The sequence below is a fragment of the Nocardia sp. SYP-A9097 genome, assembly GCF_009649815.1.
Taxonomy (GTDB): Bacteria; Actinomycetota; Actinomycetes; order Mycobacteriales; family Mycobacteriaceae; genus Nocardia.
In genome coordinates, this window is sequence record NZ_WJIC01000034.1 from 1 (window position 1) to 21,662 (window position 21,662).

Here is a 21,662-nt window from a genome sequence, read left to right on the forward strand (position 1 = left end):
CCGCAGCACGCTCGACCTCGGCCAAGCTCATCGTGATGACCGCCGCCACCGGCAGACCACGATGCTTACCCAACTGGCCGTCGTCGAGGTCGAAACGCAGGAAACACAGCAACGCATCATGATTGCGTTGCGCGGCGGTACGAGTATCACGGCGGGCGGCGGCCTTCAACACCTCGAGGTCTTCGGCAGCCGCCGCGGTGCACGGGCTTTCCCGATCCTGCGGATTGCACATACCGGGGCGCGCGAACTTGGCCAGCAACGGCGCCAACATCACCCGCAATTCGGGAGTAATCTCCCCGGACAACGGGGACATCCCATCCACCCGCTGCTTACCCAGAGTGATGCCCCGGAAGCGCTGGCGGTCCTTGTCCGTGGTCAGAGTCCCGTCGGGATCGATACGGGCCATGATCTCCTCACCCAACCCCGGCAACACATCCGGACTGCCCTCGCGGGCATAGTCGGTCAGGATCCGCTCGGCGTTCTCCTTCTCCGCATCGGTCGCGATCTCGGGCAGCCGCTTGATAATCCACGCGATCCGCCGCGCATGATCGACCGAGATCGCACCCTCCTCCTGCGCCAACGCGACATACGGCAACGCCGGACCCACATCCACACCCTGCAACGTCACCTGCGGCGACAACGTCTCCGCCGCCCGCACCCGCGCCAACGCATCAGCGTGACTCAACCGCAGAGTCCGCTCCAAATAGATCGACGTCTTCGAGAATCCCGCATTCTTAGCCAGCGACCGCCGCTCGGTATCAGCGATCAACCGATGCTTCACCGTTTCCAGTTGCCGCATCGCACACTCGACCTCACCCATCATCTCCACGAATTCACCATCGGTGAGCGGATACAGGGATTCGGAAGCCAGGGTGCGCACCGCCGTGAGCAGCGCGTGCGCGCCGTCCACGATTGCGGTCTCTCCCCTGAGATTCATACCTTTATTCTACCGTGATAGAATAGACCACGAAAGGCGAATTCTATTGTGATACACGCCTTTTCAAATAAGGATTCATGCAGGAAATAACGGGCTGACCCATTTGCTGCACAGCCATTTTCCATCCACGTAATCCATCGACATCGTAATGTTCTGATGCTCCGTGGTGTCGGCTTTGCCCTTGGTCGAATTTACCTGGGTTACGTCGACTGCCATCTCGTAGTGGGTTGTGTTGCCGGAGGTGACTGCGCACTTGGCGTCTGTTCCTCGTGTGTGTTCGGCGCCCGTTTCCAGCAGTAGCCGGATCGCTGGAAGCAGCTGTTGCGCTTGGGTTTTCCAGGTTCCGGTCGCGCCGTTCACGACGTTCGTCTGCCACCCGTCGCCGTCGTTGTAGTCGTAGGTGGTCATCAGGATCCCGTAGTCGCATGCCGCTTTGATCGCGGCATCGCGTGAAGCGTCCGAAGGTGCGACGCCGCCGGGGGTGGCGGCGTTCGGGACCGACCCGGCTCCGATGGTGAATTTCAATGCGCCGCTGCCGAATCCGGCTCCGACGCCAGCCACGATGATCGCCGCCACCACCGCGGCGAGGATGAGGCGTTTCCGTCCCCGCCTACGAGGCACAGGGACGGAGACGGGCGCGGGGACTGGAGTCGAGGGTGCGTCCCAGCGTTTTGTGGGCTCCAGGCTCGCTCGCACCGCCGCTGCCGCGAATTCCCCACAGCTGGCGTATCGCTGGTCCCGATCCTTGGCCATGGCCCGCGCGATGACCTCGTCGAACGCCACCGGCACACTCGGATTCTGCTCACTCGGCTGCGGAATCCGGCCATTGAGATGCCCGTTCACCAGCTGCGCGGTGCTCCCGCCCGGATACGGCAGCTCGCCGGTGAGCATGTGGTACAGCGTGCAGCCGAGCGCATACACATCCGAGCGCTGGTCCATATCCGTGCGCAGCTCGAACTGCTCCGGTGACGCGTACTGGAAACTCGCGTACATCTCCCCCGTGCGTGTCAGCGCGCTCGTCTGGTCCAGCGCCTTCGCAATCCCGAAGTCCGCCAGGAAAACCCGCTGTTCCGGCCCCCATGCCAGCAGAATATTGGCGGGCTTCACATCTCGGTGCAGCACTCCGGCGCGATGCGCGTGGTCCAGCGCCCGTGCGGTCTCGCCCAGAATCCGTACCGCGTGATCCGGTCGCAGCGGCCCGTCGCGCAGTACCGCCGCCACATCGGTACCTTCGATGTACTGCATGGCCATCCACAGCCGGTCTTCGGTGCGGCCGCGCGCGTAAACCGCGACGATATTCGGATGGGCCAGGCGCGCAGCCGTATCCGCCTCGCGCAGGAACCTTGCCCGGACCTCCGCATCATCGGCGACCGCGGGGCTCAGCAGCTTCAATGCCACCTGGCGCGGCAGGTCGCGGTCCCGGGCGAGGTACACCTCACCCATTCCGCCGACCCCGAGCAGCCGCTCGATCAGATAGCCCGCGAATGTCTGCCCCTGCGCGAGTGTCCTCGCCACGACCTCACTACCTCCGACCGGCTACATACTGCCGACCACCGTAACGCACGCGCGGGACGCGCTCCGCGCCAACAGCCTTTAGACTTGCGCTGCACGGGCGTCGGGGCCTCGACCGCGGTAATTCAGGGGACAACCCGGGGGTGAGACGCCATGGATGAGTCTTTCAGCAGTGAGCAGCGACCTGCCGCGCAGAGCGTTATCGCCGTCGTGGGGCGGCTCGCGCCGGAGAAAGGCCAGGACCTGTTCCTGCGCGCGCTCGCGGGGGTGGCGGTTCTGCCTCGCGAGGTCTTCCTGATCGGCGGACTACATCCTGGCGACGAGGAGTATCTCGGCGAGCTGCAATTGCACACCACGGCATTGGATCTGCCGGTCACCTTTACCGGGCGGGTCGAGGATCTGGAACCCTATCTGCGCCATGCCGATACCCTCGTGCAGTGCTCATTGCGCCCGGAGCCGTTCCGCCGGGTGGTCTGGGAGGGGATGCGGGCCGGGTGCGCGGTGATCGCGACCCGCCCACGCGGTATCGAGCAGATTATCGAACCGGGCGTCAACGGCCTGCTGGTCGAGCCGGGTGATCGCGCCCAATTGACGCGCGCCCTGGACACTCTCATCACGGATCAGGAGCTGCGCAGCAAGTTCGCCGACGCGGCCCGCATTCGCGCCGCCGACTTCGAGATCAACGAATCCGCCCGCACGGTCACCCTGTCCACGCCCACACTGAGCGAAACCCGTTGGCGCGCAGCAGGAGGAACATATGCCTGAATTCACCCGCAGCAACGAGATCCAGGACCGCCTACACGAGTTGGTGCCGGGCGGGGCACACACCTACGCGCGCGGAGCGGACCAGTATCCGGAGTTCAAAGCGCCGATTCTGGTGCGCGGGTACGGAGCTCGGGTGTGGGACTGCGATGGGAACGAGTACGTCGAGTACGGGATGGGTTTGCGGTCGGTGACCCTGGGGCACGGGTATCCACCGGTGGTGGACGCCGTGGCTCGCACCATCGCGCACGGTGTCAACTTCTCCCGGCCCACCGAACTGGAATTGCTTGCGGCACAGGATTTCCTGAGCCTGGTGCCCAATGCCGACATGGTGAAGTTCGCCAAGAACGGCTCGGACACCACCACGGCGGCGGTGCGCTTGGCGCGGGCGGCCACCGGGCGCGAGACCGTCGTGGTCTGTGATCAGCCGTTCTTCTCCGTGGACGACTGGTTCATCGGCGGCACCGAAATGAACGCGGGCATACCGGAATCGCCCACCATCACCTTCCGCTACAACGATCTCGGCTCGCTCGCGGAGGTCCTCGAATCCGAGGAGGTCGCGTGCGTGGTCATGGAGCAGGCCACCAGCCTGGCCGAACCGGCGCTCGGATTCCTGGAAGGTGTTCGCGCCCTGTGTGATCGGCATGGCGCGCTGCTCGTCTTCGACGAGATGATCACCGGTTTTCGCTGGTCTCTCGGTGGCGCACAACAGCTTTACGGCGTCCGGCCGGATCTGTCCTGCTGGGGCAAGGCCATGGGTAATGGGTTCCCGCTCTCCGCGCTCGCCGGTAAGCGCGAGTACATGGAGCTGGGCGGGTTGCGCACCGATGCCGATCGGGTCTTCCTGCTCTCCACCACGCACGGCCCGGAAACTGCCTCGCTGGCGGCTTTTCGCGCGGTCGTCGAGGCGTATCGCAGTACCGATCCCATCGAGCGGATGGAGCATGCGGGCCGCCGCCTCGCCGAGGGCGTGAATGCCGTCGCCGCGGAGATGGGTATCGCGGATCATCTTCAGGTGCGGGGGCGGGCCTCGTGTCTGGTGTTCCTCACCAAGGATCCGGAGGGCAAGCCCTCGCAGCCCTATCGCACGCTCTTCCTGCAGGAGCTGCTGGAGCGCGGTGTGCTCGGTCAGTCCTTCGTGACCTCGGCGGCGCACACCGATGCCGATATCGATCACACCATCGCGGCCTGCCGGGAAGCCGCGCTGATCTATCGAAAAGCACTGGAGCACGGCTCCGTCGAGGGTTTCCTGACCGGCCGCCCGGTGGCTCCGGCGCTGCGGCGCAATGCCGCTCCGCGCCGACTTCCTGACATACCAACGCGTCGGTAGGTTCTCGGCGGCAGGATTTCGCTCGAATTGCCGAAGTTGTATCGCAAATCTCGCGCTGAACGACTATTCATGGATTGCGAGGGATTCATGGATGACGGGTGAGGCAGTGGGTGAAAGCGACAGCGCGACGGGCGCTCTCGTAACGGGCGGTGCGGGCGATATCGGCAGCGCGGTGGTGCGGCGGCTCGCGGCGACGGGCCGCGAGGTGGTGATCGCGGATGTCGATCTCGCGGCCGCCGCCGAGCTCGCGGCCGAGCTGGGGCCGAAAGCGGTTGCGCTGCACCTGGATCTGACCGATCCGGCGAGTATCGAGGCGGCGGCGCACGCGGTGCGCGGGAGTATCTCGGCGCTGGTGCAGTGCGCGGGCGCGGCCATTGTGGAGCCGTTCCTGGACAGCACCGTCGCGCACTGGGACCTCATGCACCAGGTGAATCTGCGCGGGCCGATGCAGTTGACCCAGCACCTGCTTCCGGCGCTGCAGGAAGCCGAGGGCGCACGCATCGTCTTCGTCTCCTCCGATGGCGCACGGGCGGGCGCGGCGGGTGAATCCGCCTATGCCGCCTCGAAATCCGGGCTCTTCGGGTTCGCCAAATCCCTGGCCCGCGAGGTCGCCCGGCACGAGGTCACCGTGAATGTGGTCTGCCCGGGCCCCATCGAGGGCCGCATGGTGGCGCGCACCATGGAACACCACAGCGGCAATCTCGAAGCCCTGCGCAAGGCCATCCCCATGAAACGCCTGGGCCGGCCGGACGAGGTCGCCGCCCTCATCACCTGGCTGGCGAGCCCGGAAGCCAGTTATCTCACCGGCCAGCTGATCAGCGTCAGCGGCGGCATCACCATGCAGTGAAGGAGACGCCACCATGCCCACCATCCCCATAGTCGACGCGCACCTGCACCTGTGGCACACCAGCGCGCACGACTGGTACCCCCGGCTGCGCGAGTTCGGCGCGGCCGGCGGCAGACCCGAAGTGGCCGACGACTTCCTGCTCGCGGACTACGACCTGGCGGCCGGCACCGAAGTGGCGGGGCTGGTACATGTCTCGGCCACCACCGCACCGCACACCTATCTGGCCGAGGGTCGCTGGATCGACGGGATCGCGGCGACGGCGGGACGGCCGGTGGCCATTGTCGGAACCGTGGATGTGACGCTGCCCAAAGCGGATCTGCTGGCACACCTCGAACACCAGGCCGCGAGCCCGCGTTTCCGTGGACTGCGGGTCTACCAGGGCCTGTCCCCCAATACCCCCGCCGCCGAGACCATCGCCGCCTGGCTGCAGGACCGCGACGCCGTCTTCGATCTGGTGGCGCATCCGTACGACATGCTCGACTGGATCGACTTCCTCGCCGGATATCCGAACCTGCGCGTGGTGCTCGAACATCTGGGACTACCCCAGGGGACAGCGCCCGAAGAGCGCACCGCCTGGCATAACGCGCTCTCCCTGGCCGCCAAGGAAACCCCGTGGCTGTGCAAACTCTCCGGACTGGGAATGATCTGCCCGGACCTGTCGTGGGACACCCTGGAGTACTGGCTCGAGTCAAGCGTCCAACTGTGGGGCTGGCGGCGGCTCATGTTCGGCTCGAATATGCCCATCGACACCATGGCGGGCAGCTACCGCGATCTACTGGCCACCGTCGATCACCTGGTCGGTACCGATGCCACCGATCAGGAGACCGAATTCTTCTATCGCACAAACGCCTTCGACGCCTACCGACTGGGCTAGTCGATAAGTCGTAAATGGAGTTCTCAACTGCATCCGGCGGTTACATCAAACCCGTTGTCACAGTTAAAAACTCGAATTTGCGGCCGGGTGACCAGTCCCACATGCCCGAAACCGCCGATTTGGTTGAAGGGTTTATGGGCGGCCCGTAAAGTTACTCACCAGTTAGGCACGATGGTGTTCCTACCTCGGCCCGACATTCTGCTAAGGGGTCGCATTCTCTCGTCCACATCCACCGACGCATGTCGGACGAACAACGTTGAGCACCAACAAGTTCGTAAAAGGAGGGGCGATGGTTTCCTACATCGTGACGGGCGGCACCGGATTCCTCGGCCGACGCGTGGTCGCCGGACTACTCGAGCGCGACCCGCAGGCCGTGATCCACGCACTGGTGCGCGAGGCTTCGGTGGCCAAACTGCGTGAGATGGCACAGGGCTGGGGTGCCGCGGATCGGGTGTTCCCGCTGGTCGGCGACCTGACCGCGCCCGGACTCGGACTCCTGGACGTGGACGGCGAATTCGATGCCCCGCGCGCCGATCATGTGATCCACCTCGGCGCGGTCTACGACATGACCGCCGACGAGGACAGCACCTACGCGGCCAATGTGCACGGCACCCGTGCGGTCGTCGCGCTCGCCACGACGCTCGGCGCGGTACTGCATCATGTCTCCTCGGTCGCGGTCGCCGGTGATCACAAGGGCAAGTTCTTCGAGGACGATTTCAATCTGGGTCAGCGTCTCGATTCGCCCTATCACCGCACCAAATTCGAGGCCGAGAAACTGGTTCGGGAGAGTCACGACCTGCGCTGGCGGGTGTATCGCCCGGCCATTGTGGTCGGCGATTCGCGCACCGGCGAAATGGATAAGATCGACGGGCCGTACTACTTCTTCGCCGCCATCGCCGGACTCGCGGCGCTGCCCGCGGAACTGCGGGTGCCACTGCCGGATCTGGGCGCCACCAATATCGTGCCGGTGGATTATGTGGCCGCCGCCATGGTCGAGTTGATCACCAAGCCGGGTTTGATCGGCCGCACCTTCCATCTCACCAATCCCGAGCCGCAGCCGTTCGGACAGATCTACGCCGCGCTGGCGAAGGCCGCCGGCGCGCCGACCGGGATCGGGCCGGTGCCGGGTAGTCATACCGCACTGGCGGCTCTGGGCGGGCTGCCGGGCGTTCCGGCGGTGCGTGATTTCGTGCTGGAGCGCTTGGGGATTCCGGCCGAGGTCGCACCGCATACCGCGTTCGAATCCGCGTTCTCCTCGGACTTCACCCGGGCGCAGTTGCGCGGCACCGGCATCGAGGTGCCGAAGTTCGATACCTATGCCGGCAAGCTGTGGCGCTACTGGGAGAACAATCTCGATCCGGATCGCGCGCGGCGCGGGCGGGAGAAGCTGGCGGGCCGGATCGTGCTCGTCACCGGATCCTCCGCCGGGATCGGGCTGGCCACCGCGCACGCCGTCGCCAAGCGTGGGGCCACCGTGCTGATGGTGGCGCGCACGCCCGAGGATATCGAGACCGCGGCCGCGCAGGTGCGCGCCGAAAGCGGTGCGGCACAGGCGTATACCTGCGATATCACCGATGAGAAGTCGGTGGAGCTGCTGGTCAAGCAGATGCTCGCCGATCACGGGCATGTCGACTTCGTGGTGAACAATGCCGGGCGGTCCATCCGCCGTTCGGTGCTCAACTCCACCGATCGCATGCACGACTTCGAACGGACCATGGCGGTCAACTACTTCGGCGCGGTGCGGTTGATCCTCGCGCTGCTGCCATCCATGCGCGAGCGCCGGTTCGGGCACTTCGTGAATATCTCCTCCATCGCGGTGCAGACCAAGCTGCCGCGCTTCGCCGCGTATGTAGCGAGCAAGTCGGCCCTGGACAACTTCAGTGAGATCGCCGCGGTCGAGAACGCCGACGCCGGAATCACTTTCACCTCGGTGCGGATGCCGCTGGTGCGTACCGCGATGATCGCGCCGACGGATCTGTACAAGTCCATTCCGGTGCACTCGCCGGAGCAGGCCGCCGATATCGTGGTGCGAGCGCTCGAGCATCGGCCCAGCCGAATCGATACGCCCATCGGCACTTTCGCGCAGCTGGTGGATACGGTGATGCCGTCGGTGAAGCGGGCGATTCTGTCGCAGGGGTTCCGGATGTTCGGAGAGTCCAAGGCCGCCGAGCCCGATCGTGCGGCGGGCACCGAAAACAATGCCGACAAGCCGGAATCCTGGAGTCCGCTGCTGGCGCTCGCGCCGATTGTCCAGCCGCTCATGGGTCTGCCCGGTCCGGCGGCACGGATCGCCAATACGATTCCCGGGTTGAACTGGTAATCGACTACGGCACACAGTGATTCGGCCCGGTGAGCAATGCTCACCGGGCCGAACCCTTATCCCTCGGGACTCAGATGCGCACCGCCGCGAAGTTGGCCGCGGCGACGAGGCTGTCGCTGTAGGACACATGGGAGGGTGCGTTCATCCCGGCTCCGCAGACGGGATCGCCTCCGGTGCACCAATCTCCGGTGCGGCCGACGTACCAATCCGGCACATTCCAGCCGATGGCCCGCATGGGATCACCGAAGAGCAGAACCGCCGCGATTCGGGAACCGAGATCGCCCGGCAGCTGCACCCGGCCCGGATACCAGGTCACCGCGCCGGTGCCCAGTGCCGCGTGTACGACCGCCGCGCCCTGCGAATAACCCACCACGATGAATCGCTGCGCCGGGCAGGCAGCGGCCTGAGCTGCCAAGTGCCCCACCAGATCTGCGGTGCCCGCGCCGACATCGAAGCTGTAGTCGGCCGGATAGGCGACGGGGTAGGCGGTGATGGAGACGGGTAACCGGTCCTGCAGCATGCCGTACAGCTGATTGCCGACCACATCGCCCAGCCATCCGGGCTCACCCGTCCCCCGCGCCACCACCACATCCACATCCGAACACCAGTCCGCGTGTGCCTTCGGTAGTGGGAAGAAAATACTCACCACCATCAGCATGGCGGCGAAACCCCAAGCTATACGCCACTTTTCAGACAGCAGAACCTTCCGGTCGGCCATTGCGCTCACCCTCTCACGCCATTGTGAGTAGCCCCGTGACTCTTGTCAGTGACAAGTGACATTCCACCGGGCTATGTGACCCAAGGTAGGGAGAGGCGTAAGGGGCGGCAACGAGTTGCACTGGAGAGATACCCAATCGGTGCGCAACCGTATCACCGCGAAACTTGTTATCTACAAGCCACTTTGAGGCAACGGACCGGCACCGGAAGAGCCGCTCGAAGCGTCGCGAACGCCGCGCAAAATGGAACTAGTTCTCATAGGGTGTTGGTATGGAACGACTTACCGGGCTCGATGCGAGCTTCCTTTATCTCGAAACCGACACTCAACTCCTGCACGTCTGCGCAATGTTGATACTTGATCCGGCCGCCGACGGCGTCGAATTCGATTACGACGCATTCAAAGCCGAGCTCGGCAGACGGCTGCATCTCCTCCCGGTCATGACGCGCCGGCTGCACGCGGTGCCGTTCAATCTCGATCATCCGGTGTGGGTCAACGACTCCCACTTCGATCTCGACTACCACGTCCGCCGGGCCAGACTGCCCGCCCCCGGGGGCACGCGCGAATTGGCCGAGATCGCAGGCGATATCGCAGGTCGGGCCTTGGATCGCAGTCGGCCGCTGTGGGAGATGTGGGTGGTGGAGGGGCTGCCCGGCGGTAAGGTCGCGGTCGTCTCCAAGTACCACCACGCCATCGTGGACGGCATTACCGGCACCAATATGATGATGCACCTCTGCGATATCGAGCCGGGCGTTTCCTATACCCCGCCGACCGAAACACCCGCCGCCGAAACGAAACCCAACGATCTTCTGCTTGCCGCCGAGGCGCTGGCGAAGTTCCCGGGCAAACTCGGAATGGTCGGTATGGTCCGCCAAACCGTCGGCGTACTGGGCGGTCTGGTGCAGCGGCGGCGTAACGGCGAGGGAACCCGCGGTATGGCCCTGCCATTCACCGCACCGCGCACACCGTTCAATCGAGCGATCACCCCGCATCGCGCGGTCTCCTTCATACAATCGGATCTGGCCGATATCAAGGAGATAAAGACCGCGTTCGGCGTCAAGGTCAACGATGTGGTGCTCGCCGTGGTCGGCGGCGCGCTGCGCAGTTATCTGGAGCTGCACGACGAACTACCCGAAACCTCGCTCATCGCCTCGGTTCCGGTCTCGGTACACGCCACCTCGCGGCATGAGGAGGGCACCAATAAGGTCTCCACCATCTTCGCGCGGCTCTACACCGATCTCGCCGATCCGGTGGAGCGGATGGCGGCCATTGCCGCGGACAATCGAGGGGCCAAGGAGGAGCACAATCTCATCGGCGCGGATTTCCTGATGGATTGGGCGAAGTACGCCCCGCCCAACACCTTTCAGCTCGCCGCGCGCGCCTACTCGTCACTGAAACTGGCCGAGCATCATCCGGTGGTCCACAATCTGGTGATCTCGAATGTGCCCGGGCCGAACTTCCCCATGTACTTCCTGGGTGTGCGCGTGTCCTCGATGTATCCATTCGGGCCGGTCTTCCACGGCGCCGGACTCACCGCCACCGTCATATCCAATAACGGCCACCTGGACTTCGGCTTCATCGCCGCCGCGGAACTGGTGCCCGACGTCGAGAAGATCGCCGACGCTGTCCCCGAGGTGATCACCGAGCTGCTCAAGGCAGCCCGCGAAAAGAATTGAGCCGCTAGGGCTTACAGCCGTTCGGCTACTGACTGCACAGCCTCGAGGAGCACCGGGACAAAGACGTCCGCCTCGAGTGCACAGGCCGCATGACCGGCCTTGGCGAGGAAGATCTCAGCTCCCGGAATAGCCTTCGCCATCTCCAATTGCCGATAGACGGGCAGCGCCCGATCCCGGGTGGTGATCAGCACCGCCGCCGGCACCTTCAGCGTCGAGAGCCACTCCGACGAATCGAATTGCCCCAGTACCACCAGCGCCTGCGCCAGCGCCCAGCCACTGGTGCTGCGCATCTCCGACATGGCCCAGCGGTCCATCCGACCCACCGGCCAGGACGACTGCGGCAGCATCTGCAGCTTCTCATCATGCAATTGCGTACGGCGCGTGGCGTATTCGGCCATCGAACCGATCATCAGGCCCCAGGCCTTGTGGAAGGCGCGCTCGCGGCGGGTCTCTTGGAAGCGATAGGTGGTGGCGGTCAGGACAATTCCGCCGACCTTGTCCGGATTCCGATGTGCCGCAAGCTGTGCCACCACACCGCCCAAGGAGTAGCCCGCCAGAATCGGGCGGTCCACGCCGAGCACTTCGGCGAGCGCGAGGGCGTCATCGGCGAGATCATCGAGATCGAAACGCTCGGAACGGATTCCGTGACCGTGCCAGCGCTGATCGAAGAGCACCACGCGATACCGCTCATTGAGTTCACGCAGCGATGGAAACCAGTTCAGCATGGCGGTGGTCGCCATGCCGTGCAGCAACAGCACCGTCGGTGAATCCGGTGTGGGGCCGGCCAGATCCACCACGTAGGTGCTGCCGCGCCCCGGCAGTTCCACCATCGAGCCCTCCGGCACAGCTGTCAGCCTGGCGATGCGCGGTGACACCCGGCGCCCGCGGCGCTTCTCACCGGTGGCGGTTTCACTGGGGTAATCCAGGCTGGGGTTCGACATCGAAGGGCCTCCCGGTGAGCTGCTTCAACAGGCGAAAATGAAACACGTTTCACTTGATGATGCCATAATCCCGCACCGCGCGTTCTATGTGGCGCACTGCGATGGCGTGGCGATTACGGTGGTCACCACCACCGGGGGCGGCGGCGGGGTGGTGACGACCGGGACCGGGTCGGTGCTGTCGTAGAGGCGAATCCCGGTGTAGCGCAATTGACCTGGGTCGATCTCGATGCCGGGGACCTCGACCACATGGTCGTAGATATCGACAATGCAGGCGGTGAAGGGGCCCGGCCCCGCACCGGAGACGGACCAGTAATTGTCGTAGCCGCGGCGCAGTGGTTTGAAGTCGCCGCCGGCGTCCGGGCGTAAAGCCACCCCGCGCAAGGGATTTCCACCACCGGAGAAGAGCAGGCCGAGCCAGGAGGGCGATGCGCCCGGCTGGACCCGGTAGAAGAGCTCGGGGGCCGGGTTGGGGTCGCGCACGTGGCTGATACGGATCGGGGCGACACCGTCGATGGTGTGCGCGATCGCCTCGAAAGCCGCTCTGCTGAGGTCGTATTGGTGCGGCGCGCAGCCGGGGCAGCGGTCCACGATCTGGGCGCGGACACTGCCGAGCGGGCCGTCGATATCGATATAAGAGCCGCAGGGGGTGGAGTCGTCGTACTCGCCGGTCGAGACGCCGACGTAGTAGCCGTCCAGGGGCAGGTCCGGCAGTGAGCAGGCCGTACCCGGGCCGAAGGCGTAGTAGCGTGCCTCGGCGGCCTCGGGGGCGGGCGGCTCCGTGGCTGGAAGCTGCTGCGTGGTAACCGAATTCCGGGTGGCCGTGGCGGGCAGGGTGACCACCGTGGTGATCGGCGCGGCGGTGCGGCAGGCCACCGGTTCCGGGCGCATCGCCCAGGTCGCCGTCCCGACCACCACCGCTGCCGCGAGGGCGGTCCACAGCCACGGTCTGCCGGACCGCACCTCTTCGTGTCCTGTGCGGTGCATGGCTGTTCCCCAACCTCCGAGTTGTGTTTGCTGCGACGATGCTGAACCCTCTTCAGGAAAGCAGCCTGGCCGGTTGTACAGGGCTAGAATCAGAAACACGAAGTCAAAAACGCGGTGTGTCGCCGGTGTGTCATGGATCCCGAACGGGCGGTGCTCCGCTGTCGTATGTCCTGATACACCGACGTCAGGAGCACCCCTCATGCCCGCCGATCTCGCGCCCTTCTACCAGCAGGTGCAGGCCCACTACGACCTCTCCGACGACTTCTACGCCCTGTTCCTCGACCCGTCCATGACCTACAGCTGTGCCTACTTCGCCGATCCCGCGATGACACTCGAGCAGGCCCAGCTCGCCAAGATCGACCTCGCGCTGGGCAAGCTGAAACTGCAGCCCGGGATGACGCTGCTCGATATCGGATGCGGTTGGGGCGCGACCATGATTCGCGCCGCACAGCAGTACGACGTGCGGGTCATCGGGCTCACGCTGAGCCGCAATCAGTACGAGTACGCGCGCGCCCGCATCGAAAAGCACGGGCTCACCAATGCGCAAGTGCGGCTTCAGGGCTGGGAGGAGTACGCCGGGCGCGCCGATCGCATTGTCAGCATCGGGGCGTTCGAACACTTCCGTAAGGAACGCTATGCGGAGTTTTTCGCCCGGTGCCACGCCATGATGCCCACCGACGGACGGATGCTGCTGCACAGCATTATCGGGCGCACCCTCGCGGAATTGCGGGCCATGGAAATTCCGGTCACCCGGCAGGACGCGCTGTTCCATATCTTCATCAAACGGGAGATCTTCCCGGGCGGGCAGCTGCCGCAGCCACCGGTGGTGACCGGACTGGCCGAGGCCGCCGGATTCCATACCCAGCGGATTCATTCACTGCAACCGCACTACGCACGCACCCTCGACCTGTGGGCCGAGGCGCTGCAATCACATCGAGAGGCGGCGGTGCGGCTCACCTCGGAGGAGGTCTACGAGCGCTACCTCAAATACCTCACCGGATGCGCGCATTACTTCCATGCAGGACATCTCGACGTCATGCAATTCACGCTGGTGAAATAGCTCGCTCGATGCGGAAGCGGCAAGGGTTTTCACCCATCGCACCACCATCGGGTCGCTGACCGCGCGGACGCGGCGATCGCCGTCGACCTCGACCGCGCCGGGGACGATGAGGATCTGCAGGTTACATGATATTTCCGACATGACGCCGCGGCCGTAGCGTGATACACATTCAACTCCTGGAAGGACATTCAATGGCTGCGACGACTCTGCGCGAACTCGACGGTCTCGATCCCACCCCGGCCTCGCTCGCCGATGCCACGCTGGTGCTCATCGATTATCAGAACACCTATACGCGCGGCGTTATGGAGCTGACCGGATGGGAAGCCGCGCTCGATGCCGCGGCCGAACTGCTCGCGCGGGCGCGGCAGGCCGGGACCACGATCATTCATGTCATCAATGACGGTGGCGAGGGCACGCCCTACGACATCACCGCCGAGATCGGGCAGATCCATCCGCTGGTCGCGGCCATCGAGGGCGAGGCGGTGGTGGTGAAGACCGCGCCCAATAGTTTTGTCGGCACCGACCTCGGTGAACGGATCGACGCGGCGGGCAATAAGAACGTCATTCTCATCGGATTCATGACGCATATGTGCGTGCAGTTCACCGCCGAAGGGGCTTTCCTGCGCGGCAACTCACCCACCGTGGTCGCCGATGCCTGCGCGACCCGGCCGTTGGCGACCGTCGTGGCCGAGGTGTCGGCCGAGCAACTGCATCGGAGTGCACTGGCGACCATCGGCGATGTGTACGCCGTCATTGTCGCGAAGGGATCCGACCTGACATAGCCACCTACTGCGGGACAATGGATTCAGTGATCGCGGTGGATGAATACCGCGTCTCCGGCTGGAACGGAGTAGATCATGAATTGGATTCGTTATCGCCCGCTCGTCTACTGGGTGAGCACCGGGCTGGTCATCGCGGAGCTGGTGGTAGGCGGGGTACTCGATGCCGTGCATTTCCACACCTACCGGGATCTGGTGGTGAATCTCGGCTATCCGACATACTTCCTCACGATCTTGGGCGTGTGGAAGATAATCGGGGCCGCCGCGATACTCGCGCCGGGCTGGCCGGTGGTCAAGGAATGGGCTTATGCGGGAACGTTCTTCGTGTACACGGGTGCGATTATTTCGCATCTGACCACCGGGTACGCGTTGAACGAGGTCGGCGTGCTCGCGGTATTCACCGTACTCACGGCGGCCTCCTGGGCGCTGCGGCCCGCCGATCGCAGAGTGCCCCGGGCCACACTCGCTTGACCTCAACCTTGGTTCAGCTAGCAGAGTTGCGAGTATGAACGCGACCTCAACTCCGGCAAGCACTTCCACCGGCCTCGGCCTCGCCGATCTGCCGTCCGTACCGCGTGCGCTGGATGCGGCGGGGCTCGCGGAGATCGCGCGCGCGGTGGCCGCGGCCAAGGTGGTGGGTATCGGTGAGTCGACGCGGTTCGCACCGGAGACCTTCGCTCTGCGGGATGCGCTGTTCCATTTGCTGGTGCAGCAGTATGGGTTTCGGGTTGTCGCGCTACAGGACAGTGCCGATGTGGCCGCGATTCTCGACGAGTATGTGGTGAGCAGCGAGGGGTCGGCCCGTGGTGCGCTCGAAACCGCTTGGCGGCCTTGGCGGCATCAGGAGATGGCTACCGCGTTGGAGTGGATCCGGGATTTCAACCGGGCGCATCCTGCGGATCCGGTGCGGATTATCGCGGTGAAACCCGCACAGGCGAAGTCGGCGGATTACGACGTGGTGTCGGCGGCGGTTCGGGAGGTTGCGCCTGATCGGGTGGACGAGCTTTCTGCTCATCTGGAGCCGATTCGCACCGCGCATACGACTGATGAACACGTACAGCGGGCTCAGGGTATCCACCCGGGACGCTTGTTCCGTGAGCACGCCGATGATGCTGCGGCCCTGGTTAATTCGCTGCCCGTCTCGGATCAGGCGCTATCGCTCATGCGGTCGATCGTCGACTTCCATGAGAACAGCGTCGCGGGCCGCGGCAGTTTCATCGGTGATGACGAGCGCTGGGCGGCCACCATCATCAACCATCAGACCCGGACCGGTGAACGCGTCGTCTACTGGGACGGGATAGCGCACAGTGCCGCAACACCTCTCGGCTCGCAGCCCACCGACAGCACCCCGCCGACCGTGGGTAGCGCGCTACGCCGGTACTACGGCTCCGACTACGCCTCCATTGCCATCGGCTTCCACCACGGCAATGTCGGTATCGCCGATATCCCCTCCCCCGCACCGGATTTCCTCGACGCCGTGCTGGGTTCCGCTGCCCCTGAGACGAATTGGCTGGATCTGCGCGCCGCCGAACCTTTCGGTCCGGTCAAGATGCGAGTCATCAGCGGTATCTACAACCCGGCCCAGGATACCGCCGCCTACCTCACGGTCGCGGATCTGCCCGCCGCCTTCGACATCCTCATCCACGTTCGCGAAGTCTCGCCGCTGCGCTGGTTCCAATAGCGCCACCGCCCAGTCGATTAGGGTGTCGGCATGGATGCTGCCGACTACGGTCCAGGTGATGTCGTCTACTTTCCGGAGGGCCCATTCAGCGGCATCTGCGGGGTCGTCCGGGAAGTCGATCCGCACCGCGCCGAGCTACGCATCGAATTCGGTGAGGGCCTCGTTCATCGTGAGGGCAATGTGCTGCGCGAGCGCCGGCACGGGCTGACCGTCGGATTCGACGAGGTCGAGCTCGTTTAGGGGCACTGTTCGAGGTCCGCCAGGAATGCGGTTGCTTCGCGATGTGAGCGCAGCCGGATAAAGGTGATGTGGCGGTATGCCGGGTCGTCCTGCCAGGTGAGGTAGCGGTCGCGGTTCCTGGCGTGCGTCGTCCAAGCCCAGGCGATGACCGAATGCTCCGGGTTGAGCGAGAACAGGTTTCGGCCGCGTTCGCGATTACCGTTCCACAGCTCGTGCCGGGCCAGCAGCCTTATGAGAGTTCGCCGGATGATCTGCATCATGACCTGCCACCGCGGTAGATCGAACCAGACCACGGTATCGGCGCGACTCCACACCAGGTGACCGAGCTTGCCGTGATAGTTCCCGTCGACCACCCAGGCGTCCTGGGCAATGCGCTCGCCGACCGCGGCCCGGAACTCCGCCTCCCCCAGCGGCGTCCAATCCGCCTGATGGTGAATGGCGTCGAGCTCGATATGCGGAATCCCCAGCCGCCCCGAAATCCGCCGCGCCAGCGCACTCTTACCCGACCCCGAAGTACCCGCGACCGATATCCGCCGTGTCATCACCACCAGTGCATTATCCACCGCGACCAGGCCGAACACCGTGTGAGTCACGTGTCAGGGCGGTGTAAGCCCGATGTAAGCGCGCTGTCAGCGAGGTTGGCGACAGTAGTCCCGTGAACAGCACAGCACTCGCCGCTCCCGGCCAGCGGAACCCATACGGGGACACCACCCTCCTCCCCGGCCTCGACCTGAGCGTCGGCGCGGAGTGGCTGAGCGTCGTGCGCCGCTATCTGCGTGGTGATCACACTTTCGCCCAACTGATCCGTTTCGCCCTGGTCGGCGGCGCCAGCAATATCGTCTACATACTGCTGTTCATGGCCATGACCGAATTCGGCCCCCTGATAGCCAATATCGCCGGCTCGATCGTAAGCACGATCATCGCCAACGAACTCCACCGCCAACTAACCTTCCGCGCCACCGCCCGAGTCGGCTGGTTCAACGCCCAATGGGAAGCCGGCGGCCTGGCCCTGATCGGTCTCCTGGTCAGCACAGCAGCCCTGGCCGCCCTCAACCTCTGGGCACCGGGCCTCAGCACAATCGCCCAGTCAGCCGCGGTAATCGCCATCATGGCCGCAATCGGCGCCCTCCGCTTCCTAGCCCTCCGCGGCTTCGTCTTCTGAAACGAGACCGCCTCGACCTCCGAAATCTGATGAAACTGGTTGCGGTAGTGCGACATACGCTGATGGACGGATGATCACCATGAATCCTGCGTGGTAACGGGGACCGTCGACCGGTCATACCGGGTACCTGGTCCGTGACCACCGGCAACCTCAGACTCGATGAGATGAAACCGCACTCCCGGGGTAGGGGTTAGTGGGAGCGGAGGGCGGCGGCGAACCAGGTGAAGATGGGGGTGAGGTTGGGGAAGGGGGGCCAGGCGTTGATGGTGGATAGGAGGCGCCAATATTCTTCTACGCGGGGGTCGTTGGCGATTGTCAGGCGTTCGAGGATCCAGTGGCGGAGGGCCGGGTCGTCGGGTTTGGCGAAGGTTTCGGCGTAGCGGGCGGTGAGGGTGTTGAGAATTGTTGCGGCCGTGGGGGAATCGGGGGTGATTCCGGCCTCGAGGGCGGCGGTGATTTCGGTGGTTACCGCTTCGGTGAGGTCGTGGTGTAGGCCGGTGGTTTCGCCGGCGGCGCGTTCCTTGGCTTGGTAGGCGACCATGCGGCGGACTGCTGCACGGAAGTCGGGGTTTTGGGTCAGGTCGGCCAGGTCTATCCAGGCTTCCAATTGTTGGGGGGTGGGGTCTTCGGGGAGGTGGGGCATGGAGGCTCGGACCAGGTCGGCCATTTCGGGGTTGCCGTTGGCGGAGCCGAAGGTGTCGTCTATGAAATCGTGGATGAGGCGGTGGCGTTCTGCTTCGGAGAGCTGGATGAGTTTGTGCATGAGGGTCATCTCCTGGGGGTTGGATTCGCGTTTGGCTACCGCGCGTAGGACCGCGCGGCGGAGGCGGAGCAGGGTGATCTGTAGGTCGATGGCTTCGGCGTGGGTGGCGGCCACCTCGGCGACGGTGGTTTCGCCGGCCAGGACGCGGCGGATGGTGGCCAGGTCTACGCCCAGATCGCGGAGGGTGCGGACGAGTTCGAGGCGGGCTATGGCCTCGGCGTTGTAGAGGCGGTAGCCGGCGGGGGTGAATTCGGTGGGCGGGACGATGCCGCGGTCGGCGTAGAAGCGAATGGTCTTGACCGTCAGACCGGTTCGTTCGGCCAGAGCCCCGATGGGGTAGAGCGCTTCGTCGTCCATGAGCAATAGCTTGGCGTCTCCCCCTGGTGGAGACTCAAGTACCGTGACTACACAGGATTACCTCTCCGGACTGTTCTCGCTGCGGGGGCGGGTCGCGCTCGTGACCGGCGGGAGCTCGGGCATCGGGCGGGCCATCGCGGGTGCGCTCGCACAGGCCGGGGCCAGAGTCGTGATTGTGGCGCGCGGTAAGGACAAGCTGGCGGAAACCGCCGCCGAATTCACGGCGCAGGGCTGCGAAATGGGCTGGGTGAGTGCGGATCTCACGACGCGCGCGGGTGTGCGGGCGGGCGCCGAGGACGCTGTGCGGATCTTCGGCGAGCCGGATATTCTGGTGAATTGCGCGGGGATCAATCTGCGGCCACCCTTCGCCGAACTCGGCGAGCAGGTGTGGGATCAGACCATGGCGGTGAATCTGGACGCGCCATTCCTGCTCGGGCAGCGCTTCGGGCCGGGTATGGCGGAGCGCGGGTTCGGGCGGATCATTCACATCACCTCGCAGCAGGCGCACAGAGCATTCGTGAACAGTGGCGCCTACGGGGTGTCCAAGGGCGCGCTGGAGTCGCTGGCCCGGTCACAGGCCGAGACCTGGTCGCCCTACGGCGTCACCTGCAATACCCTCGTCCCGGGCTTCGTGCTGACGCCGTTGAACCAACGGCTGCAGGAGGATTCGGAGCGGGTCGCGGCGCTGGCCGCGCGCACCATGGTCGGCCGCAATGGCCTCGCCGACGATTTCGCCGGTGCCGCGGTATTTCTCGCGAGCCAAGCCTCCGCGTATGTCACCGGTCAGGCGATCCATGTCGACGGCGGATTCTCGGTGCACTAATCCGGTGCTCCGAGCGCGGTGCAGAGAAACTCGGTGAGCTGCAGGCGAACTCGCTCCTGCGTGAGGCCGTCCGCGCCCGCGCGCAGGGCCGAGAACAGCGCGGAGACGAGCACCGAGAGCAGCACCTCGCCCGCGATATCGGCATCGAGGCCGGCGTCCAGGAACCCGCATTTCATTCCCTGACTCACCTGCTCCACCGCTTGCGCACCGAAGCGGCGGGCATTGCGCAGACAGCGATCGATGACCCGGTCGTCGATCGAAGACGCCTCCAGCAGCAGGAAATTCACCAGACCGGGCTCGGTGGCCACCAGGTCGTAGCAGCGATCGATAACCCGCGCGTACCGAGCGCGAAATGCCCCCATGGAGTCGGGCACGACCTCGGCCTCTGGTCCGAGCAGGCGCTCACGAATCTGGTCGAAGCAGTGGTCGATGACGGCGTCGAGAATATCGCGCTTATTGTCGAAGTAGTTGTAGAAGGTCCCGTGCGAGACGCCCGCCGCGCTGGCGATATCGTCCACGCCGATGCTCCGAAACCCCTGCTTCATCACGAGACCATAAGCGGCATAGATCAATTCGGCACGCCGCTGCTCCGCACGATCGGCCCGCCGGGCATCGCGGCCGAGCTCACTCACGACACCGCCTCTCGTATACGCAACGCCTTCTCCAATAACCGCAGCACCCCCTCGGTACTGCGCTCGCGGGCGCGCGGATCGGGCGTGCCGTGCAGTTCCCGCATGAGCCACGGACCGACGAGGGTCAGGATAGCGTGTCCGAGCACCTCCGGATCGAGATCGGCGCGCAACCAGCCCGCGTATACCCCGCGCGAGATCTCACCCGCCACCAGTGACGCGGTCACCGCCTCCAGACCCAGAAGCCGTTGTGCCAGTTCGGGATCGATGGCCCCGGCCTCAACGAGTAGCAGCCGCAACACCTGCGGCTCCCGCTCCAGCAGGTCGTATATCCGCGATACCGCCGCCCGCACCGCATCCATCAGCTCGTCGAGACTCCGTGCGGTACCGAAGAGTTCGGGGATCCGCACGGACTCGATCACCTTGTCGATCCCGAAATCGACGACGTGGTCGAGGATTTCGCGCTTGCTACCGAAATACCGGTAGATCGTGCCCTGTCCCACCCCCGCGCGCGCGGCCACTGCGGAGATGGCGGTGGCCGCATAACCGTGCGCGGTGAACACCTCGTAGGCGGCTTCGATAATCTGCCGACGCCGTCGCACGGAAAGGCCGGGCTGCGGCGGCCGGCCTGTGCGCGGGGCTATTTCGTGGCCCCGGCCTTGGCGACACCGTCGGTGGTGACGCCATCCTTGGGGCCGTAGTCGACCACCAGCCAGTCACCGCCGCTCTTGGCGACCGTGACGACCAGCAGATTCGGCTTGGCGGCGGGCTCGGTCTGCTGAATATTCTGGGTGCGCTGAATGGCGTAGACGGTGACCGCGTACTGGTCATTGCCCTTGGCCTGCACCGAGGTGCCGACCACCTCGCCGGTGGCGACGACCTGCGCCCCGGTCATGATCTTGGTGAGGGCATCGTGCGCCTGGGTGTACTTGTTGCGCAACGCCTCCGAGGTATCGCGCTGCACACCGTCGAAGAAGCCGGGCAAGTTCTTGTAGTCGTAGGTCAGCGAGCGCATGGCGTAATCGCCGGCCACCTCGGCAGCCCGGTCGCGGTCGGAATCGCTGGTGCGCAAGGCATTCAGATTGCCGGAGGCACTGTGCCAGCCGATTCCGAGCAGTACGGCCAGTACCGCGACGACGGCCACCGCGATCACCTGGAGCCGGTCGCGAATCTCGCTGAACCGCACCGGCTTCACGAGCTCGGGCATCGACTTCTGCAGCACCACGGTGGATTCGGTGTTCTGCTTCTCGATCTCACTCACGATTCGCCT

Annotated in this window: 23 protein-coding genes; 13 read left to right on the forward strand and 10 right to left on the reverse strand. The window is 64.9% G+C overall.

Going from position 1 to position 21,662, the window contains the following annotated elements:
- Both GFY24_RS35875 and GFY24_RS35880 read right to left on the reverse strand, forming a co-directional pair.
- A partial coding sequence (locus GFY24_RS35875; protein WP_153809568.1) for a DUF222 domain-containing protein occupies positions 1-937 on the reverse strand: 937 nt, incomplete at its 3' end.
- Between the two features lie 75 nt (positions 938-1,012).
- A complete protein-coding gene (locus tag GFY24_RS35880) occupies positions 1,013-2,452 on the reverse strand; it encodes a serine/threonine-protein kinase (protein WP_309231744.1) in 1,440 nt (479 codons plus the stop codon).
- A 150-nt stretch (positions 2,453-2,602) separates the two neighbouring features.
- On the opposite strand from GFY24_RS35880, the gene GFY24_RS35885 reads away from it, so the two are divergent.
- From GFY24_RS35885 to GFY24_RS35905, 5 genes are all read left to right on the forward strand, one after another.
- Positions 2,603-3,214 (forward strand): glycosyltransferase, encoded by a 612-nt coding sequence (locus GFY24_RS35885; RefSeq protein WP_153809569.1) that lies wholly within the window; start codon positions 2,603-2,605, stop codon positions 3,212-3,214.
- Complete coding sequence (locus GFY24_RS35890) at positions 3,207-4,541, forward strand: glutamate-1-semialdehyde 2,1-aminomutase (protein ID WP_153809570.1); 1,335 nt, start codon at positions 3,207-3,209, stop codon at positions 4,539-4,541. The genes GFY24_RS35885 and GFY24_RS35890 overlap by 8 nt, the downstream gene beginning before the upstream one ends.
- A 91-nt stretch (positions 4,542-4,632) precedes the next feature.
- A complete protein-coding gene (locus GFY24_RS35895; protein ID WP_153809571.1) occupies positions 4,633-5,388 on the forward strand; it encodes an SDR family NAD(P)-dependent oxidoreductase in 756 nt (251 codons plus the stop codon).
- Between the two features lie 13 nt (positions 5,389-5,401).
- Positions 5,402-6,262, forward strand: coding sequence for an amidohydrolase (locus GFY24_RS35900; protein WP_153809572.1), 861 nt, complete (start codon positions 5,402-5,404; stop codon positions 6,260-6,262).
- A gap of 289 nt (positions 6,263-6,551) precedes the next feature.
- A complete protein-coding gene (locus GFY24_RS35905; protein ID WP_153809573.1) occupies positions 6,552-8,582 on the forward strand; it encodes an SDR family oxidoreductase in 2,031 nt (676 codons plus the stop codon).
- A 70-nt stretch (positions 8,583-8,652) separates the two neighbouring features.
- On the opposite strand, the gene GFY24_RS35910 is transcribed toward GFY24_RS35905, so the two are convergent.
- Positions 8,653-9,300 carry a cutinase family protein gene (locus tag GFY24_RS35910; RefSeq protein WP_153809574.1) on the reverse strand — a complete coding sequence of 216 codons (648 nt, stop codon included), beginning with the start codon at positions 9,298-9,300 and terminating at the stop codon, positions 8,653-8,655.
- 269 nt (positions 9,301-9,569) lie between these two features.
- On the opposite strand from GFY24_RS35910, the gene GFY24_RS35915 reads away from it, so the two are divergent.
- Positions 9,570-10,973, forward strand: coding sequence for a wax ester/triacylglycerol synthase family O-acyltransferase (locus GFY24_RS35915; RefSeq protein WP_153809575.1), 1,404 nt, complete (start codon positions 9,570-9,572; stop codon positions 10,971-10,973).
- An 11-nt stretch (positions 10,974-10,984) separates the two neighbouring features.
- On the opposite strand, the gene GFY24_RS35920 is transcribed toward GFY24_RS35915, so the two are convergent.
- Positions 10,985-11,914 (reverse strand): alpha/beta fold hydrolase, encoded by a 930-nt coding sequence (locus tag GFY24_RS35920; RefSeq protein ID WP_153809576.1) that lies wholly within the window; start codon positions 11,912-11,914, stop codon positions 10,985-10,987.
- 84 nt (positions 11,915-11,998) lie between these two features.
- The gene (locus tag GFY24_RS35925; RefSeq protein ID WP_153809577.1) at positions 11,999-12,898 is read right to left on the reverse strand and encodes an expansin EXLX1 family cellulose-binding protein; all 900 of its coding nucleotides are present in this window, start codon (positions 12,896-12,898) and stop codon (positions 11,999-12,001) included.
- A 199-nt stretch (positions 12,899-13,097) separates the two neighbouring features.
- Here GFY24_RS35925 and GFY24_RS35930 point away from each other — a divergent pair, with 199 nt between their 5' ends.
- The 5 genes from GFY24_RS35930 (at position 13,098) to GFY24_RS35955 (ending at position 16,658) form a co-directional block, all read left to right on the forward strand.
- Positions 13,098-13,958 carry a cyclopropane mycolic acid synthase family methyltransferase gene (locus GFY24_RS35930; RefSeq protein ID WP_153809578.1) on the forward strand — a complete coding sequence of 287 codons (861 nt, stop codon included), beginning with the start codon at positions 13,098-13,100 and terminating at the stop codon, positions 13,956-13,958.
- A gap of 191 nt (positions 13,959-14,149) precedes the next feature.
- On the forward strand, positions 14,150-14,740 hold the full coding sequence (locus tag GFY24_RS35940; RefSeq protein WP_153809579.1) for an isochorismatase family protein: 591 nt from the start codon (positions 14,150-14,152) through the stop codon (positions 14,738-14,740).
- A 75-nt stretch (positions 14,741-14,815) separates the two neighbouring features.
- Positions 14,816-15,208: a DoxX family protein gene (locus tag GFY24_RS35945; protein WP_153809580.1), complete on the forward strand. Its 393-nt coding sequence runs from the start codon at positions 14,816-14,818 to the stop codon at positions 15,206-15,208.
- Positions 15,209-15,242: 34 nt separating this feature from the next.
- Positions 15,243-16,418: an erythromycin esterase family protein gene (locus GFY24_RS35950; RefSeq protein WP_153809581.1), complete on the forward strand. Its 1,176-nt coding sequence runs from the start codon at positions 15,243-15,245 to the stop codon at positions 16,416-16,418.
- A gap of 30 nt (positions 16,419-16,448) precedes the next feature.
- Positions 16,449-16,658, forward strand: coding sequence for a hypothetical protein (locus GFY24_RS35955; RefSeq protein WP_153809582.1), 210 nt, complete (start codon positions 16,449-16,451; stop codon positions 16,656-16,658).
- Here GFY24_RS35955 and GFY24_RS35960 read toward each other — a convergent pair.
- Positions 16,655-17,251, reverse strand: coding sequence for a hypothetical protein (locus GFY24_RS35960; RefSeq protein ID WP_228566982.1), 597 nt, complete (start codon positions 17,249-17,251; stop codon positions 16,655-16,657). The genes GFY24_RS35955 and GFY24_RS35960 overlap by 4 nt on opposite strands.
- Positions 17,252-17,388: 137 nt before the next feature.
- Between GFY24_RS35960 and GFY24_RS35965 the strand changes: the two genes are divergently transcribed.
- Positions 17,389-17,820 (forward strand): GtrA family protein, encoded by a 432-nt coding sequence (locus tag GFY24_RS35965; RefSeq protein WP_153809628.1) that lies wholly within the window; start codon positions 17,389-17,391, stop codon positions 17,818-17,820.
- 190 nt (positions 17,821-18,010) lie between these two features.
- Here the strand turns inward: GFY24_RS35965 and GFY24_RS35970 are convergent, their stop codons facing one another.
- Positions 18,011-18,940 carry a MerR family transcriptional regulator gene (locus tag GFY24_RS35970; protein WP_153809583.1) on the reverse strand — a complete coding sequence of 310 codons (930 nt, stop codon included), beginning with the start codon at positions 18,938-18,940 and terminating at the stop codon, positions 18,011-18,013.
- A gap of 43 nt (positions 18,941-18,983) precedes the next feature.
- On the opposite strand from GFY24_RS35970, the gene GFY24_RS35975 reads away from it, so the two are divergent.
- Entirely contained in the window at positions 18,984-19,763 is a 780-nt protein-coding gene (locus tag GFY24_RS35975; protein ID WP_309231745.1) for an SDR family oxidoreductase, read from the forward strand.
- Here GFY24_RS35975 and GFY24_RS35980 read toward each other — a convergent pair.
- The 3 genes from GFY24_RS35980 to GFY24_RS35990 are packed head-to-tail and all read right to left on the reverse strand — an operon-like array spanning position 19,760 to position 21,653.
- Complete coding sequence (locus tag GFY24_RS35980; RefSeq protein ID WP_153809585.1) at positions 19,760-20,395, reverse strand: TetR/AcrR family transcriptional regulator; 636 nt, start codon at positions 20,393-20,395, stop codon at positions 19,760-19,762. The two genes, GFY24_RS35975 and GFY24_RS35980, sit on opposite strands and share 4 nt — an antisense overlap.
- Complete coding sequence (locus GFY24_RS35985) at positions 20,392-20,994, reverse strand: TetR/AcrR family transcriptional regulator (RefSeq protein WP_194853151.1); 603 nt, start codon at positions 20,992-20,994, stop codon at positions 20,392-20,394. The genes GFY24_RS35980 and GFY24_RS35985 overlap by 4 nt, the downstream gene beginning before the upstream one ends.
- Positions 20,995-21,032: 38 nt before the next feature.
- Positions 21,033-21,653, reverse strand: a complete 621-nt coding sequence (locus tag GFY24_RS35990; protein WP_153809587.1) for a hypothetical protein — start codon at positions 21,651-21,653, stop codon at positions 21,033-21,035.
- Positions 21,654-21,662 lie beyond the last annotated feature (9 nt).

Bases quoted from the DNA above. Each gene is read 5' to 3' on its own strand.
- GFY24_RS35950 (WP_153809581.1), top strand. From the start codon at position 15,243: ATGAACGCGACCTCAACTCCGGCAAGCACTTCCACCGGCCTCGGCCTC.
- GFY24_RS35930 (WP_153809578.1), top strand. From the start codon at position 13,098: ATGCCCGCCGATCTCGCGCCCTTCTACCAGCAGGTGCAGGCCCACTAC.
- GFY24_RS35895 (WP_153809571.1), top strand. From the start codon at position 4,633: ATGACGGGTGAGGCAGTGGGTGAAAGCGACAGCGCGACGGGCGCTCTC.
- GFY24_RS35970 (WP_153809583.1), bottom strand. From the start codon at position 18,940: ATGGACGACGAAGCGCTCTACCCCATCGGGGCTCTGGCCGAACGAACC.
- GFY24_RS35925 (WP_153809577.1), bottom strand. From the start codon at position 12,898: ATGCACCGCACAGGACACGAAGAGGTGCGGTCCGGCAGACCGTGGCTG.
- GFY24_RS35885 (WP_153809569.1), top strand. From the start codon at position 2,603: ATGGATGAGTCTTTCAGCAGTGAGCAGCGACCTGCCGCGCAGAGCGTT.
- GFY24_RS35920 (WP_153809576.1), bottom strand. From the start codon at position 11,914: ATGTCGAACCCCAGCCTGGATTACCCCAGTGAAACCGCCACCGGTGAG.
- GFY24_RS35910 (WP_153809574.1), bottom strand. From the start codon at position 9,300: ATGGCCGACCGGAAGGTTCTGCTGTCTGAAAAGTGGCGTATAGCTTGG.
- GFY24_RS35915 (WP_153809575.1), top strand. From the start codon at position 9,570: ATGGAACGACTTACCGGGCTCGATGCGAGCTTCCTTTATCTCGAAACC.
- GFY24_RS35900 (WP_153809572.1), top strand. From the start codon at position 5,402: ATGCCCACCATCCCCATAGTCGACGCGCACCTGCACCTGTGGCACACC.
- GFY24_RS35940 (WP_153809579.1), top strand. From the start codon at position 14,150: ATGGCTGCGACGACTCTGCGCGAACTCGACGGTCTCGATCCCACCCCG.
- GFY24_RS35890 (WP_153809570.1), top strand. From the start codon at position 3,207: ATGCCTGAATTCACCCGCAGCAACGAGATCCAGGACCGCCTACACGAG.
- GFY24_RS35955 (WP_153809582.1), top strand. From the start codon at position 16,449: ATGGATGCTGCCGACTACGGTCCAGGTGATGTCGTCTACTTTCCGGAG.
- GFY24_RS35905 (WP_153809573.1), top strand. From the start codon at position 6,552: ATGGTTTCCTACATCGTGACGGGCGGCACCGGATTCCTCGGCCGACGC.
- GFY24_RS35945 (WP_153809580.1), top strand. From the start codon at position 14,816: ATGAATTGGATTCGTTATCGCCCGCTCGTCTACTGGGTGAGCACCGGG.